The sequence below is a fragment of the Candidatus Binataceae bacterium genome (genome assembly GCA_035650475.1).
GTDB lineage: Bacteria > Desulfobacterota > Binatia > Binatales > Binataceae > JAKAVN01.
In genome coordinates, this window is the sequence record DASRHP010000006.1 from 167,834 (window position 1) to 182,708 (window position 14,875).

Consider the following 14,875-nt stretch of genomic DNA (forward strand, 5'->3'; position numbering starts at 1 on the left):
CTAAGCTGAAAACGCAGGGATTGATTAGACGCTGCGACATTTAAACCGCCGCGGCGCCCTCGCTCGCCGGCTCGACCTCGAAGCCCGCACGCTCGATCAGTTCGCACGTCCGCTTGTAGTCCCATCCGGCGGTCGTCAGATAGCCGTTGACGAAGACCGAGTTGACCGCGTTGAAGATCTCGCCCTGGCGCGGGCCGAGGTTGAGTTCGCGTCCGCCGGCGGCGCGGACCTCGCTGCGCGGGTTGAGCAAGCGGAACAGGCAGGCCGCCTTGAGGCACCGCTCGGGTGTCAGGCGCGGCGCGTTGCCGAGCGGCGTGCCCGCGATCGGATGGAGAAAGTTGACCGGGACCGAGTCGGCGCGCAGGCGGCGCGTCGCGTAGGCGAGCTCGACGATATCCTCGTCGCGTTCGCCCATCCCGATGATTCCGCCCGAGCACACCGCCAGTCCCGCCGCGCGGACGTTTTCGATGGTGCGCACGCGATCGTCCCAGGTGTGCGTCGTGCAAATTTCGGGATAGTAGCGGCGGCTGGTGTTGAGGTTATGGTTGATCCATCCGGCGCCGGCGTCTTTGAGCGTCTGCGCCTGCTCGCGGCTGAGCAGGCCCATCGAGAGACATAGTTCGAGCGTGGGATAGGCCGCGCGGATTTGCTCGCACGCCTGCGCGAGATGCTCGATGTCGCGTTCGGTAGGGCCGCGCATGCTGCCGACCATGCAGTAACGCCGCGCACCGCTGGCGACCGCCGCCTGCGCGCCGGCCAGCAGCTCCTCAACGCTCTGCATCCTGTAAACCGGGATGTCCGCGCGCGAGATGCGCGACTGCGAGCAATAATGGCAGTCCTCGGGGCAGATCCCGCTCTGCGCGTTGCGCAGCACGCAGATTTTGACCCGCCGCCCAAAGGACGCCTCGCGTACCCTGAGCGTGGCGGCGAGCAGTTCGCCCATCCGCTCGTCGGGCCAGTTCAGAATCGCATGCGCCTGGTCGGGTTCGATTTCCGCCCCCGCGAGCACGCGCCCGGCGAGTGCATTCAGATCCAGATGTTCCACGTTCCTGTTTCCTTGCCTTGCAACTTTGACAGCCGCGCCTGGTTCCGCGCTTGACGATGAATCTCCCCGGATTGTTCGAGGACGGGCCTAAAATGCAGCGGTGAGCGATGCCATCCAGCCTGCGCTATCCTCGAGCGACTTCAACACCACGGATAGGCGCGGCGCATGCAGCCCAGCGAACGTTGCGCCCGCCCGCGCCGCAGTTCGAAGCTCGCCGAGGCGCTCGCGCCGGTTCCACAGATAAACGAACAGCTCCCATCCAAACCACGCGACCAGCCCAATCAGCACGATATCGTCGATGATCACCACGGCGTAGCGCACCCGGTTGTGCGGGAGAAGGTAGATCGCCAGGCGGGCAACGATCGCGAAGACGATGAGCGCGACGATCATGCCGGTGGCATGATGGACCAGCGCTTGGATCGCATGGAGATTGATCCAGCGTTCGAGCTCGAGCAGATGGGGATGCAGCGCCTGGTTCCCCTGTGCGACCGTAACCGACTCCCTCCCCTTGCCGCGTGCGTCCGCCTCGCGCAGTTTCGTTAAATCAATGAGCTTAGGGACGCCGCGACGGCCGCACAAGCGTGCGGTGCGTGCAAATTCGACATCGACGCGGAGGGTCGTGCGCAGCGCCTGTAAGCCGCGGCGGCGCGCCGCTATACTTTGACGCGACGCTTATCGAGGAGCCTGCTCCCGTCGCCACCATCCCGCACCGCGAAGAGCCGGCGCCTATCGCGCCCCAATCGTCCGCCCCGGCACGCGCCGCAACGGGCGGGCTCGCCGCGCGCCTGGGCCCCAACATGGCCTACCTGGTGGCGGCCGGCATCCTGCTCAGCCGCATCGCCGGACTCGTCCGCGAAAGCATCTTCGCCCACTACCTCGGCAACTCCGACGCCGCCGACGCCTTCAAGGCCGGCTTCCGTATCCCGAACATTCTCCAGAATCTCTTCGGCGAAGGCGTGCTGTCGGCCTCGTTCATCCCGATCTACAGCAGGCTCCTAAGCGAGGGTGAGGAGGAACTGGCCGAGACGCTGGCCTGGGGCGTCGGCGCGATCCTGGCGCTGGCGGTCTCGATTTTGGTCGCGCTCGGCGTGTGGGCAGCGCCCTGGCTGATCGCGGTCATCGCGCCCGGTTTCACCGGCGACAAGCGCGACCTGACGATCACGCTGGTGCGCATCCTGTTTCCCGGCGCGGGGCTATTGGTGCTTTCGGCGTGGTGCCTGGGCGTGCTCAACAGTCATCATCGGTTTTTCGCTTCCTATGCCGCGCCGGTTGCGTGGAACCTCGCGATCATCGGCGCGCTCGTGGTTTACGGGCCGCGCCGCGGGCAGGCGGATCTCGCGCTCGAGGTCGCATGGGGCGCGGTGCTCGGCGCCGCACTCCAGATCGCGGTCCAGGCGCCGCAAACGCTGCGTCTGGTGGGACGGCTGCGCACTGACTTTGCCCGCGCGCGCGACGCGCTGGGCGCTGTGTTTCGCAATCTCGGCCCGGTGATCGCCGGACGCGGCGCGGGACAGATCTCCGGCTATGTCGATAACCTGCTGGCGAGCCTGCTGCCGACCGGGGCGGTCGCCGCGCTCAGCTACGCGCGCATCCTGTACGTCCTGCCGATAAGCCTGTTCGGGATGTCGGTGGCGGCGGCCGAGCTGCCGAGCATGTCGCGCGCAAGCGGCAACGCCGAGGAGATCGCGCAGTTGCTGCGGATCCGGCTCAACGCCGGCCTGCGCCAGATCGCGTTTTTGGTGGTGCCCTCGGCGGCGGCATTCCTGTTCCTGGGCGATGTGATCGCGGGGCTGATCTTCCAGTCGGGCAACTTCACGCATGCGGATTCGGTGTACGTATGGGCCGTGCTGGCGGGCTCGGCGGTGGGCCTGCTCGCGGCGACCTGGGGACGGCTGTACAACTCGGCCTTTTACGCGCTGGAGGACACGCGCACGCCGCTCAAGTTCGCGCTCATCCGCTTCGGCCTGACCCTGACGCTCGGCTACCTGTGCGCGGTACCGCTGCCGCCCGCGATCGGGCTGGCGCAGCGATGGGGCGTGGCAGGATTGAGCGCGTCGGCGGGACTCGCCGCATGGGTCGAGTTCACCCTGTTGCGCCGCAACCTGCGCAGGCGGATAGGGGCGACCGGAATCGGGCGCGCGCCGCTCCTCAGGCTGTGGGCGATCGCGCTGGCGGCGACGGCGGCTGGATGGGCGGTGAAGCTCGCGATGGGCGCGGCGGGTCCGCGCCTGATGGGGCTCGCGGTGCTGCCCGCCTACGGAGCGGTGTACCTGGGAATCGCGTGGTGGCTCGGACTGCCCGAACTCGAACGCGCGGCCGGCTATCTCTCGCGCCGACTAGGTATGCGCTCGCTTGGACGTTAGCGCCGACGGCGCCCCACCGGCCGCCATCGTAGCCGTGCGCATGCGCTCCAGCGTCTGCGTGGTGCCGTGGCCGGCGAGCAGCGGCGCAAGCACGACCCGCCCGCCGCGCGATTCGACGAAGGTTTGACCGTCGACGGTCTGGCCGCTGTAGTCCTCGCCCTTGACCAGTACGTCGGGGCGCACGGCCCGGATGATCCGCTCGGCGCGGGCGTCGTCGAAGACCACTACGTAATCGACCGCTTCCAGCGCGGCTAGGATCAGCGCGCGCTCAGCCGCCGGATAGACCGGGCGGCCGGCGCCCTTGAGCAGACGCACACTGCGGTCGCTGTTGAGCCCGACGACGAGCGCGTCGCCCTGCGCGCGCGCGAAGGCGAGCATCTGGATGTGCCCGGCGTGGAGCAGATCGAAACATCCGTTGGTGAACACGATACGTTGGCCGGCGCGCCGGCGGCGCTCGATCTCCGCGCGCAGCTCCTCACGCGAGAGGATCTTGCGCTGGACGCTCTCCGGGCGCGGGCTCAGCGCGCGGGCGAGGTCGTCGCGGGTGATGATCTCGGTGCCGAGCCGGCTGACTTCGATGCCCGCCGCGATATTGGCCAGCCGCGCCGCCGCCGGCAGGCTGAGCCCGGCGATCACGAACAGCCCGAAGACCGCGAGCACGACGTCGCCCGCGCCGGTCACGTCGTATACCGCGCGCGGCATGGTCGGAATATAAGTGTCGGCGCCCCCGCGCTCGGCGAGGTACATCCCGTCGCGGTCGAGCGTAACCAGGCAGGCGTCGAGGCCCAGCCGGGCGACTAGCGCGTTGGCCGCGCGCATCCAGTCGTCGCGGTCGCGCAGGCGCGTCCCGGTGGCCAGCTCGGTTTCGTAGCGGTTCGGGGTCATCGCGGTCGCCCCGCGGTAGATCGAAAAGTCCTCGGTCAGCCGCGGATCGACGATCACCGGGATGCGTCGGCGGCGCGCGCCGCCGATAAGCGCGCGCAAAAGCCGCGGCGTCAGCAGACCCTTGTTGATGTCCGAGACGAGCACGCCGTCGGCGCGCTCAAGCTCGCGTGCCACGCGCTGCTCGAGCGCGCGCTCGCGAGCCGGGCTCAGCGGACGCGCGTCCTCCTGGTCCACGCGCAGGAGCTGCTGGGTCGCGCGCCCGGCCGATTGCACCGAGCCGAGCATCCGCTCCTTGACCGTGGTCGGGCGGTCAGGATCGACAAGCACGGAGCGAGCGTCGATTTCGAGCCCCTCGAACATCTCGCGCAAAAGCTCTCCGTTGCGGTCGGCGCCGACCACGCTGAGCGCGCTGACCTGCGCGCCCAACGCCCGCAGGTTCGCCATCACGAAGCCCGCGTTGCCCGGGCGCTGCTCGCTGCGATGGACCTGAAGAACCGGAATCGGCGCCTCAGGCGACACCCGGGCAACATCGCCCCAGATGTAGCGGTCGAGGATTATCTCGCCGGCGACCAGCACGCGCAGCGGCTTGAGCGCCGGCAGCTCGACGCGCCCGTCGCCTGCGGCGATCGATGCGGCGGAGCGCGATGCGTCTTTTGAGCGGGGCGACATCTTACGAGCCCGACGTGCCATGACAAACAGCGATGATACGGCATCGCGCGCCGAGCGTTAACCGTGCCGGCGGGCTACGCGGAAGTGGCCGGTCTCGCCGGACCCCATCCCCCCGGTTCAGGGCCACGCCCGGCGGGCGACCTCGGCGACCAGGCGAAGTTTCTTCTCCTGCGTCGCCTCGGCAATCGGATTTCCCGCCACCACCGAGGCAAAGCCGCACTGCGTCGAAAGCGCCATCTGCTCGCGCGGAAAATACCGCGCCGCTTCGTCGATCCGCGCGATGAGCGCCTCAGAGGTTTCGAGCGCGTCGGTCTTGGTCGAGACCAGGCCGAGCACGACGCGCTTGTCGGCCGGGACGTCGCGCAGCGGCTCGAACGATCCCGCGCGCGGCGTGTCGTATTCGAGCAGGAAGATATGGTAGCGCATGGCGCGCGCGAAGACCTCGCGCGAGATCGCCTCGTAGCCGCCCGCGCTCATCCAGTGACCGGCATTGTTGCCGCGGCACAGATGGAGCCCGAAGGTGATCTCAGAGGCATCAGCCACCGCGTCGAGCATCTCGACGCCTTCGCCGAGCATCCGCTCGGGCGAAATCCCGTGCGCGGCGTAAACGCGCTCGCGCGTGGAGGGATCGATCAGGGTCGCGAGCTCGGGCGCGTCGATCTGGATGTATTCGCAGCCCAGCGCTACCAGCTCGTCAACCTCAGTGCGCAGGATGTCGACCGCATCGGCGAACAAGGCGAACGGGTCGGGATAGGCCGCCGCCGAGTGCTCGGGCGACCAGCGCAGCGCGAGCATCAGCGGGCTCGGCAGCGTCGCCTTGAGCGGGCGCGCGGCGCGGGCGCGCGCGTAGATGAACTCTTCGGCGGTCAGCGAGCGGCGCCGGCGCAGCTTGCCGGTCACGGTCAGCGGCACCGGCAGATTGACTTCGCCGTCCTCGGCCACGCCGCCGCGCCATCGCCGGGTGTCGAACGCCGCCGCCTCGAAGCCCTCAACATAATCGGTCAGGGGAGCGACGAAGCCCGAGCGGCGCATCTCGCCGTCGGTGACCACGTCCACCCCGCATCGTTCCTGGAGCGCGATCGCTGCGTCCACCGCGCGGTCCTCAAGGCGTTTGAACTGTCCGATCGAGAGCCGGCCGGCAGCGAAGTCGAGCCGCGCCTGCTTGAGCCAGGCGGGCCGCAACATCGAGCCGATAACCTCCGCACGGTACATCAACGACATGGTCAAACCCTCCCTGCCGGGCGCGCGGACGGCCGGCGAGGTGCGCGTGTGTGTCAGCGGATCGCGTAGCCTCCGTCAACGAAGATCGTTGCGCCGGTAACGAAGTCGGAGGCGCAAGAGGCAAGGAAGATCGCCGCGCCCGCGCACTCCTCGGGCATGCCGAGCCTGCCGGCCGGCGTGCGCCGGATGATCTCGTCGTAGAACGGGCGGCCCTTAATCGGCGCGGTCATCTCGCTCTCGATCCATCCCGGCACGATCGCGTTGACCTGGATGTTATGCGGGGCCAACTCGACCGCCATCGACTTCGTCAGCTGCACCAGCCCGCCCTTGGAGGCGGCGTAGGACGGGGCGATCGGGTTGCCGAAGCGCGAGTACTCGCTGGCGATGTTGATAATCTTGCCGCGCCGGCGCGCGGCCATCGAGCGCGCCGCCATCTGCGAGAGCAAAAAGCACGAGTTGAGGTTGGTCTCGAGCACGCGATCCCAGCTCGCGGCATCGGCTTTGAGCACGCCGCCGGGAATCGCGATCCCGGCGTTGTTGACGAGGATATCCACCGGGCCGAGCGCGCGCTCGACCTCGGCTATCGCGGGCGCCAGCGCCGCGCGTTGGGTCACATCGAGCGTGCGCGCGATCGCACCCACGCCCCGCGCGCGCAGCTCCTCGAGCACGGCGCGGTTCTTGCTCTCGTTGCGGGCGAGGATCGCGACCGCGGCGCCGGCCGCAGCAAGGCCCAGCGCGATTCCGCGCCCGATCCCGCCGTTGCCGCCGGTGACCACCGCCACGCGGCCGCTCAGGTCGAACATCTGCGGCGCCGCCATCGCGATTTTCCTCTCAGCGGATCGAGAAGCCGCCGTCTATGAGCAGGTCGGCGCCGGTCATGTGGTCCGAGGCGGAGGAGGCGAGGAAGACCGCCGCACCCTTGAGCTCCTCGGGGTCGCCGAAGCGACCGCGCGGCGTGCGCTGGACCATCTCTTTGAGCAGCCAGTCGTATTCCGGCCCGGTGCGAATCCATTCGGTCATGTCGGTGGAGAACCATCCCGGGGCCAGCGCGTTGACCTGGATGTTGTGCGGGGCCAGCTCGATCGCGAGCGAGCGGGTGAGCTGGGCGAGCCCGCCCTTGGCGACGGCGTAGGAGGGGAAGACCGCACTGCCGAAGGAGGCGGCGAGGCTGGTGACGTTGATTATCTTGCCGCCGCGCCCGCGCGCGATCATCGACTTGGCGGCATAGCGCGAGAGAATTACCGCGGCGTTGAGGTTGACCTCCATGACGCCGTCCCAGTCCTCCTCGCTGGTGTCGAGCACGCCGGTAAGCGTTGCGTAGGCGGCGTTGTTGACCAGGATATCGACCGGGCCCAGCCGCCGCTCGACCTCCTCGAAGGCGGGCCTCAACTCACGGCGCTGCTTGAGGTCGAGCCGGCGCGCCATCGCGGGCACCGCCAGCCCCTTGAGCCGCTCCAGCGTTTCGGCATTCTTGCGCTCGTCGCGAGCCGCAATGGCAACCGCGGCGCCCGCCTCGGCCAACCCGAGCGCGATCGCCGCGCCGATCCCGCGGTTGCCGCCCGTGACCAGCGCGACCTTGCCGCTGAGGTCGAACATCTTTGAAGACACCATTTCCGCAATCGCCCCCGTATGAGAAAGTCAGGTGCGCGCCGCTTTTGGGAGCCGCCCAGTAGGGCGAGCGTCCCTGCACGGCCGCTTGTTCCACTCCGGGCTCCCGTCCGGTTGGACCTGGCCGCCGTGGGCTCCTATATTGGCCTGTCGAAGTCGGGCAAGTCGAGCGCCGCGGCCGGCGCGCCGACCAAATCCAGCATCGCAGGTGACCCACCATGGGACTGAAGACAGCCGAACAGTACAAGCAGTCGCTGCGCGACGGGCGCGCGGTGTTCTTCCGCGGCGAAAGGGTCGCCGACGTAACGCGGCATCCGGTCATTGGGATTGCCGTCGAGCACGCCTGCATCGACTATCGGATGGCCGAGGATCCGAAGTACCGCGAGCTTGCCGTCATGCGCGACGGGGGCGGCGAGTACAGCCGCTATTACCATCTGCCGCGCACGGCTGACGACCTGCTCAAGCGCAGCCAGCTTATCGCGGCCTCGACCCGCGAGGGGGCGACGCTGGTCGTGCTGATCAAGGAGATCGGCACCGACGCGCTCTACGCCCTGCACATTATCGGCGAGCGGCTGGCGGCGGCCGGCAAGCCCGAGTACCGCGAGCGCGTCCAGAAGTACCATCGCTATTGCCGCGACAACGACCTCGCGGTGGCGGTGGCGCAGACCGACGTCAAGGGCGACCGCGCGCTCGGCCCTACCGCCCAGGAGCATCCCGACTACTACGTGCGGGTGGTCGAGGAGCGCCCCGACGGGATCGTGGTGCGCGGGGCCAAGGTCCATACCTCGGTTTCGACCAACTCCAACGAGGTCATCGTGCTGCCCACCCGCGCGATGCGTGCCGAGGACAAGCCCTACGCAGTTGCCTTCGCGCTGCCGATCGACACGCCGGGGCTCAAGCTCATCGCGAGCCCGCACGGCTCGAGCCACAAGAACGAATTCGAACATCCACTGAGCGCGCGGCACAAGATGATGGAGACGCTGACGGTGTTCGACGACGTCTTCGTCCCGCGCGAGCGCCTGTTCCTGTGCGGCGAGGTCGACTTCGCCGGCCTGCTCGCGCTGACCTTCGTCCGTTACCATCGCTTCACCGCGGTCTCCTACAAGCTGCCGCTGCTCGAGCTGCTCGCGGGCGCGGGCTACGCGATCGCCGAGGCCAACGGCGTGCTGCGCGCCGCTCACGTGCGCGACAAGCTGACTTATCTGGCTGCCTATCACAGCACGGTGCGCGGGTTGATCGAGCATGCCGCCGCTGCGTGCACGCTCGAGGACGGGCTGGCGGTACCGAACACGCTGCTCACCAACGTGGCCAAGTATCACTTCGCGCATAACTACCATCAGGCGGTGCAGATCGTGCAGGACCTCGCCGGCGGGTTGCTCGTCACCGCGCCCGCGGCGGAGGATCTGACCAGCGAGGCGACGCGCGCCTACGTGATGAAGTACATGGGCGGGGCCAAGGGCTTCGACGCCGAGGCGCGGCTGCGTCTGCTCAACATGATCGGCGACCTTACCGCCTCCGACTTCGGCGGCTACCAGGAGGTGCTGGCGGTCCACGCCGAGGGCGGCTTCGAAGCGGAAAAGCTCCAGGCCTACCGTGAGTACGACTTCAAGAGCGTGGCCGCCTATGCGCGCAAGCTCGCCGGTCTCGGATGACCGCGAGGGGAGTGGGAACCCGAAGACCGTGGTGCGGGGCTGACTTCTGAAAAAAGGGTCGCCGGCGGCCTGCGCCGCCGGCGAGCTCGCCCATCGTGGGCCGGGTAGTCCGGCTGGGGGTGACCGGACTGAGCCGTCTACTGGTCGATGCGCGCGCTGTTGACCTCGGCGCACCCCGAGGAGCCGTCGGGCAGATGGATCGCCAAGGCGAGCGGGTTGGCGTTTATCGAGGACAGGTCAGCGTGCGATACATCCACCTTCAACTTGAACTTGGCGCACGCGTTGGCCGGAGTCGGCATCCTGCGCACCACCGCGTCGGCGGTCTCGCCTTCTATGGTTTCTCCCTCGAACACCTCCAGGTTGGTTCCCGACACGCGCCGGAAGGAGGGAATGGTAACGCGCGCCTGCGGAGCGCTGGCGCAGCTTCCCTCGGCCATCGTCACGACCGCGCCGCTGAGCACCTTATCGGGACTTTCACAGCCGTCCTGGCTGCGCAGCTTGAATACCGCGGTGACGTCCGCGTGATCGCCAGGCTCCGCCCCGCTTCCATGGCTGATGTCAACCGATGTCCGCTTGATCCTGACTTCGCTGTCCTCGGCGGCGGCTATCCCGCGTATGAAAAGCGGCGAGGCCAGAGCGATAATCGCCGCCACCGCCAGTGCCCGCGTAAGCCTGATCGAACTCAATTGCTGATCCTCCTTGGCGGGCGCTTCTTTGAACGGCGCCGGCCGTTGCGGGATGTATCAGCAACCGTGATGCCAATCGGGAGATACAGTGTAGCTGGCTAACATTTCCGAACGAACGATTGGTGTTTTCGGAACCATACGAGCTCGAAGCTAACCTTGGTTGAAGCCACATTTGCGTACTATTTTTTGAACACTGACTTCGGCGTTCAAATTTTCGGACAGCTAGGAAGCCCGCGGATGCGGTTCGCCGACCGCCTTGATACCGTGTTTGTCCAGCTTGTAAGAGAGGTAACTCCGTGAGAGGCCGAGCCTGCGGGCGGCCTCGGCCTGTGCCCCGCCAGTCGCCTTGAGGGCACGCTGGATGAGCGCCTTCTCCAACGCGTTGAGGAAGGCGCGCAGGTAGAAAGTCTCGGGCATCATAGCCGCGATCTCCTCCGGCGTAGGCGAACGCCCGCCGGCAGCCGGCCCAGCGCCCGGCGCGGCAAGACCGGGGGCCGCTGCCGCCTCGCCCGACTGCGGGCTGCGCGTCGCGACCGGAAAATTCTCCGCGCCGATTTCTTCGCTCGCCGACAGGATGCACGCGCGTTCGATAAGGTTGCGCAGTTCGCGGACGTTGCCGGGGAAGTCGTACGCCATGAGCGCGCGCATTGCCGCGGCCGCGATCCGACGCGGCGCAACCTTGAGATCGCGCGCGGCCTGCGCCAGGAAGAGCTCACACAGCTCGGGGATGTCCTCGCGCCGATCGCGCAGCGGCGCGATCGCCAGCGGCACCACGGCGAGCCGATAGTAAAGGTCCTCGCGGAAGGAGCCCTCGGCGACGCGCCGGCGCAGATCGCGATGGGTCGCGACCAGCAGGCGGACGTTGGTCCGGCGCGGCTTGGTCGAGCCTAGCCGGGTGACCATCCCGTCGGTCAGCACGCGCAGCAGCTTGGCCTGCGCCGCCATCGACATCTCAGCCGCCTCGTCGAGGAACAGCGTACCCTCGTGGGCGGCCTCGAACAGCCCCTCGCGCGCGCGGTCGGCTCCGGTGAACGCGCCGCGCTCATGCCCGAACAGCTCGCTCTCGAGCAGGGTTTCGGTGAACGCCGCGCAGTTGATGGCAACGAACGGCTTGGCCGCGCGCGCGCTGCTGCGATGGATCGCGCGGGCGACCAGCTCCTTGCCGGTGCCGGTCTCGCCGATGATCAGCACGGTGGCGTTGGTCGGCGCGACGCGTGCGATGCGCTCGCGCAGCTCGCGAATCACCGCACTTTGCCCGCGGATTTCCGACGAGCCTTCCAGCCGCACCACTGCGTCGCGCAAACGGAGATTCTCGCGCAGCAGCGAAGTGTGCTCGACCGCGCGCCGCGCCGTCGCCGCCAGCACTTCGGGCGTGAACGGTTTGGTGATGAAATCGAAGGCGCCGCGGCGCATGCTCTCGACCGCCAGTTCGACCGTGGCGAACGCGGTCAGGAACACCACCGAGAGCGCCGAATCCGCCTCGCGCGCGGCCGCCAGCACCTCCAGCCCCTCGCCGTCGGCCATTTTCTGATCGGTGATCACGGCGTCGAAGGACGCCTCGCCGAGCGCGGCGCGGGCGGCCGCGACGCCCGCTGCCTCGATCACCTCGTGGCCTTCCTGCCGCAGGTTCGAGCTCAGGATCCGCCGCATCCCAGGCTCGTCATCCACCACCAGTAATCTAGCCATCGTGGCCCTCCACCCCCGCAGGGCCGTGTGCCGGAATCTCGATCGAAAAACATACCCGCCCAGGCTCGTTGCGGCTCAGGCGCAGGTCGCCGCGATGCGCACGGGCGACGTTGCGCGCGATCGCCAGGCCGAGCCCGGTGCCGCCGCGTTTGGTCGTGAAGAAGGGCTCGAAGAGATGGGCGACGGTCTCGGGTGGGATCGGCCCCGCCGAGTCGGCCACCTCCAGGCGCATTGCGCCGGCGCCGTTGGCGGGGGCGGCGCTGAGCGTTACCCTCCCGCCGCTGTTGCAGGCGTCGATTGCGTTGAGCACTAGGTTGAGCAGCGCCTGATGCATCTGCATCGCGTCGAACTCCGCCTCCAGCGCCGGGTCAGCCTCGACCCCGAGCACGACCCCTGCCTGCCCCGCGTGCGCGCCCGCGGCGGCGGCGACGTGCGCGAGCGCGGCGGCCACGTTTTCGCGCGTCAGGCGCGGCCCGCGCGGGCGCGCGTAGGCGAGAAAATCGGCGGTCAGCCGCGCCAGGCGCTCGGCCTCGCGCGCCGCGATAGCAAACATCTCGCGCCGCTCGGCCGCATCGAGCCCCGGGCGCTCGGCGGTCGCCAATGAGCTGGAGATCATCGCGACCGGGTTGCGGATCTCGTGGGCGATCGCGCTGGAGAGCCGTCCTACCGCGGCGAGCTTTTCCTCGGCGAGCAGGCGCTCGCGCGTGCGCGCAAGCTCTTCCAGATTGCCGCGCAGCCGCGCCTCGCGCTCGCGCAGGTTGTTCACCAGCAGCCAGACCAGCACGCCGACCACGGTGAAGATCACCGACGACGCGCCGGCTTCGAAGTACTCGTTGGTCGAGTGGAGCGGATAGGCGGCGAGAAAATTGAGCGCGTCGGCCAGTGCGATCACGCCCAGCGCCGGCCACAGCGGCAGCCGGAAGGCCGCCTCCAGCACCGGCACCACCATCAGCACGAAGTATTGGTTGTCCTCGCTGCCGGCGAGAAAGAGCAGCGTCGCGACCAGCGCGGCGTTGAAGCCGATCGACCACCAGACAAGCATCGGCAGCATGGCCGGGTCCGGCGGGACGTCTCGCGCATGGAGCCAGGCGAGCTGAACGGCGCCGATCGCGAAACCCGTCAGCAGCGCAATCACGATCGGCGCCGATGGCTCGCCGAAATAGGGCCTGAACAGGGCGGTCGCGAGCAGCAGGGCGACGATCAGCGCGAGCTCGAGGATGGTGAAGATCGACTCCTGGCGGCGGAACGACTCGAAGTCGGCGGCGACGAGTGCGGAGTCGGTGTACGGAGATGACATCGGGTGCGGAGCGGCGCCCGCGCAGCGAGGGGTTATGCGCCTGGTGCTCCGCCGTCCCATCAATTGTGGCGGCGCCGACGGCTCCAATCAATCGGGGATGCCGCAGCGCCTGCGGCGCAGCCGCGCGTGCTTCGGGGGAATCTCGGTTCGCCGGGCTCCGCAGTTTGAAATAGCCAAGCAAGTTTGTTAATTCGCCTAAGTAATTTTTGGCCTGCAGAGAGGCCCGCCTTGAGGGGATCGCCAGGCCGTCGGATCCGTTGCCATAAACGACGCGCCGGTCCTGTTCGAGAACATCGTCGAGAAGCCGGCTTCAGAATGTGCGACAACTTGGTCAAAATCCACGTGAAGGCCGGGCCGGCCAAGGAAGTTGTGTTCACCGGCCACGACGCCGACTGGACGCGGCTGCCGGCGCCGATCCAAGGCTTCGAGACGGAAAAGCTGCGGGCCTGCCGCGAGTACAGCTTCAAGAGTGTGGCCGCCTATGCGCGCAAGCTCGCCGGTCTCGGATGACCGCGACGGGAGTGGACGCTTGGCATCCAGGCCCGACGCTCACGGTCCGCTCGACGCGCTCAACCGGCTAATCCGGGAGAATCGCGTCAGCGAATACTCCTCCCCCAACCTGGCGCTCGGAATGGCGCCGCTGGAGTTCGCGCCGGGAACGTCGCGCTGGGTATGGAAGGAACAGCCGGCGGCCGCGCTCAACCCGTTCGGCACGCTGCAGGGCGGCTACCTGGCCGTCTTCGTCGATGAGCTTCTGTCTACGGCGATAGCGTCGGTGCTGGAGGAGGGCGAGTGGGCGATGACCGCGGAGTTCAAGGTCAATTTTCTGCGCGCGCTCGGCCCCGGCCGGATCGAGGGCAGCGCGCGGGTCTTGCGCCGCACGCGCGCGCTCGCCTTTCTCGAAGCGCAAGTGACGGACCCCAACGGCGCCGTCGCGCTGACCGCAAGCTCAGTCTGGGCGATTTCGAAGCGGTAAGGCAGCGCGCCGCGCACGAAGCGCGATCGGGCCTGCCTGCGAAGCCGCGCTTATCTCTCTTGCGTCGCACGCCGTCTGTGGAGGATCTCGTTGCACTGGCAGCCTCAATCCACCCCTCGCATCGCGCGCCCGAGCTTTGTAGGCTGGTCTGGCGCCACGATGAACGAGCCGCTCGAAATCAAGTTCTACTTCGCCTACACCAGTCCCTTTACTTACCTGGCCAAGGACCCGGCCTACGCGCTGGAGCGCTCGCACAACGTTCGCCTGCGCTTCATCCCCTACGGCGTCGATATCCGAGGCGTGTACGGCGACGTCCCGACGCGCCCCGAGCGCGAGCGCAAGCGGCTGCGCTACCTGTACTTTGACGCGCGTCGGATGGCGCGCGAGCGCGGGATGGTGATCTATCCGCCGAAGAAGATCTTCAGCGCGCGGCGCGCCTTTTATGGCGGCTTTTGCGCCGAGGATCAGGGGCTGTTCCGCCCGTACTCCGACCGCGTTTACAATCGCTTCTGGAAGGGCGAGCTCGAAGTCGAAGACCCCGAGGCGCTCGCCGCGATTCTCGAGGAAGTCGGCGCCGACACTGCGGCCTTCCGCCGCTGGATCGCGGACGAGGAGCGCGAGGCCAAGCCGCGCCTTAAGCGATGCTTCGCCGAGGCCGCGCAAGACCACGTCTTCGGCGTCCCGAGCTTCGTGGTCGACGGCGAGCTGTTCTGGGGCTACGACCGAATCGAGTGGGTAGTCAAAAAGCTCGACGCGATGGGCCTGCGCCGCCGGTGAGCGGTCGGAC

Annotated in this window: 14 protein-coding genes; 5 read left to right on the top strand and 9 right to left on the bottom strand. The window is 68.1% G+C overall.

Annotation, left to right across the window (positions count from 1 at the left end; all coding sequences use genetic code 11):
• Positions 1-40: 40 nt before the first annotated feature.
• Together bioB and VFB33_03430 are read right to left on the bottom strand one after the other, a co-directional pair.
• Entirely contained in the window at positions 41-1,045 is a 1,005-nt protein-coding gene (bioB, locus tag VFB33_03425) for a biotin synthase BioB (protein ID HZO80721.1), read from the bottom strand.
• Between the two features lie 87 nt (positions 1,046-1,132).
• Positions 1,133-1,624: a hypothetical protein gene (locus VFB33_03430; GenBank protein HZO80722.1), complete on the bottom strand. Its 492-nt coding sequence runs from the start codon at positions 1,622-1,624 to the stop codon at positions 1,133-1,135.
• A gap of 218 nt (positions 1,625-1,842) precedes the next feature.
• Between VFB33_03430 and murJ the strand changes: the two genes are divergently transcribed.
• Positions 1,843-3,408, top strand: a complete 1,566-nt coding sequence (gene murJ / locus VFB33_03435; protein HZO80723.1) for a murein biosynthesis integral membrane protein MurJ — start codon at positions 1,843-1,845, stop codon at positions 3,406-3,408.
• Here murJ and VFB33_03440 read toward each other — a convergent pair.
• From VFB33_03440 to VFB33_03455, 4 genes are all read right to left on the bottom strand, one after another.
• Positions 3,382-4,962, bottom strand: coding sequence for a bifunctional heptose 7-phosphate kinase/heptose 1-phosphate adenyltransferase (locus VFB33_03440; GenBank protein HZO80724.1), 1,581 nt, complete (start codon positions 4,960-4,962; stop codon positions 3,382-3,384). The two genes, murJ and VFB33_03440, sit on opposite strands and share 27 nt — an antisense overlap.
• Before the next feature lie 117 nt (positions 4,963-5,079).
• On the bottom strand, positions 5,080-6,183 hold the full coding sequence (locus VFB33_03445; GenBank protein ID HZO80725.1) for a cobalamin-independent methionine synthase II family protein: 1,104 nt from the start codon (positions 6,181-6,183) through the stop codon (positions 5,080-5,082).
• Positions 6,184-6,236: 53 nt separating this feature from the next.
• Positions 6,237-7,001 (bottom strand): glucose 1-dehydrogenase, encoded by a 765-nt coding sequence (locus VFB33_03450; GenBank protein HZO80726.1) that lies wholly within the window; start codon positions 6,999-7,001, stop codon positions 6,237-6,239.
• A 13-nt stretch (positions 7,002-7,014) separates the two neighbouring features.
• Complete coding sequence (locus VFB33_03455) at positions 7,015-7,794, bottom strand: SDR family oxidoreductase (protein HZO80727.1); 780 nt, start codon at positions 7,792-7,794, stop codon at positions 7,015-7,017.
• 215 nt (positions 7,795-8,009) lie between these two features.
• On the opposite strand from VFB33_03455, the gene VFB33_03460 reads away from it, so the two are divergent.
• Entirely contained in the window at positions 8,010-9,443 is a 1,434-nt protein-coding gene (locus VFB33_03460; GenBank protein HZO80728.1) for a 4-hydroxyphenylacetate 3-hydroxylase N-terminal domain-containing protein, read from the top strand.
• Between the two features lie 137 nt (positions 9,444-9,580).
• Here VFB33_03460 and VFB33_03465 read toward each other — a convergent pair whose 3' ends face one another.
• The 3 genes from VFB33_03465 to VFB33_03475 all read right to left on the bottom strand — a co-directional run bounded on the left by VFB33_03465 (position 9,581) and on the right by VFB33_03475 (position 13,112).
• Complete coding sequence (locus tag VFB33_03465; GenBank protein ID HZO80729.1) at positions 9,581-10,129, bottom strand: hypothetical protein; 549 nt, start codon at positions 10,127-10,129, stop codon at positions 9,581-9,583.
• 222 nt (positions 10,130-10,351) lie between these two features.
• Entirely contained in the window at positions 10,352-11,815 is a 1,464-nt protein-coding gene (locus VFB33_03470; protein ID HZO80730.1) for a sigma-54 dependent transcriptional regulator, read from the bottom strand.
• Positions 11,808-13,112, bottom strand: coding sequence for a HAMP domain-containing sensor histidine kinase (locus VFB33_03475; protein HZO80731.1), 1,305 nt, complete (start codon positions 13,110-13,112; stop codon positions 11,808-11,810). The genes VFB33_03470 and VFB33_03475 overlap by 8 nt, the downstream gene beginning before the upstream one ends.
• Positions 13,113-13,427: 315 nt before the next feature.
• Here VFB33_03475 and VFB33_03480 point away from each other — a divergent pair, with 315 nt between their 5' ends.
• The 3 genes from VFB33_03480 (at position 13,428) to VFB33_03490 (ending at position 14,865) form a co-directional block, all read left to right on the top strand.
• Positions 13,428-13,622: a hypothetical protein gene (locus tag VFB33_03480; GenBank protein ID HZO80732.1), complete on the top strand. Its 195-nt coding sequence runs from the start codon at positions 13,428-13,430 to the stop codon at positions 13,620-13,622.
• A gap of 19 nt (positions 13,623-13,641) precedes the next feature.
• Positions 13,642-14,088, top strand: coding sequence for a PaaI family thioesterase (locus VFB33_03485; protein HZO80733.1), 447 nt, complete (start codon positions 13,642-13,644; stop codon positions 14,086-14,088).
• 159 nt (positions 14,089-14,247) lie between these two features.
• Complete coding sequence (locus VFB33_03490; GenBank protein HZO80734.1) at positions 14,248-14,865, top strand: DsbA family protein; 618 nt, start codon at positions 14,248-14,250, stop codon at positions 14,863-14,865.
• The last annotated feature ends 10 nt before the right edge of the window (positions 14,866-14,875 follow it).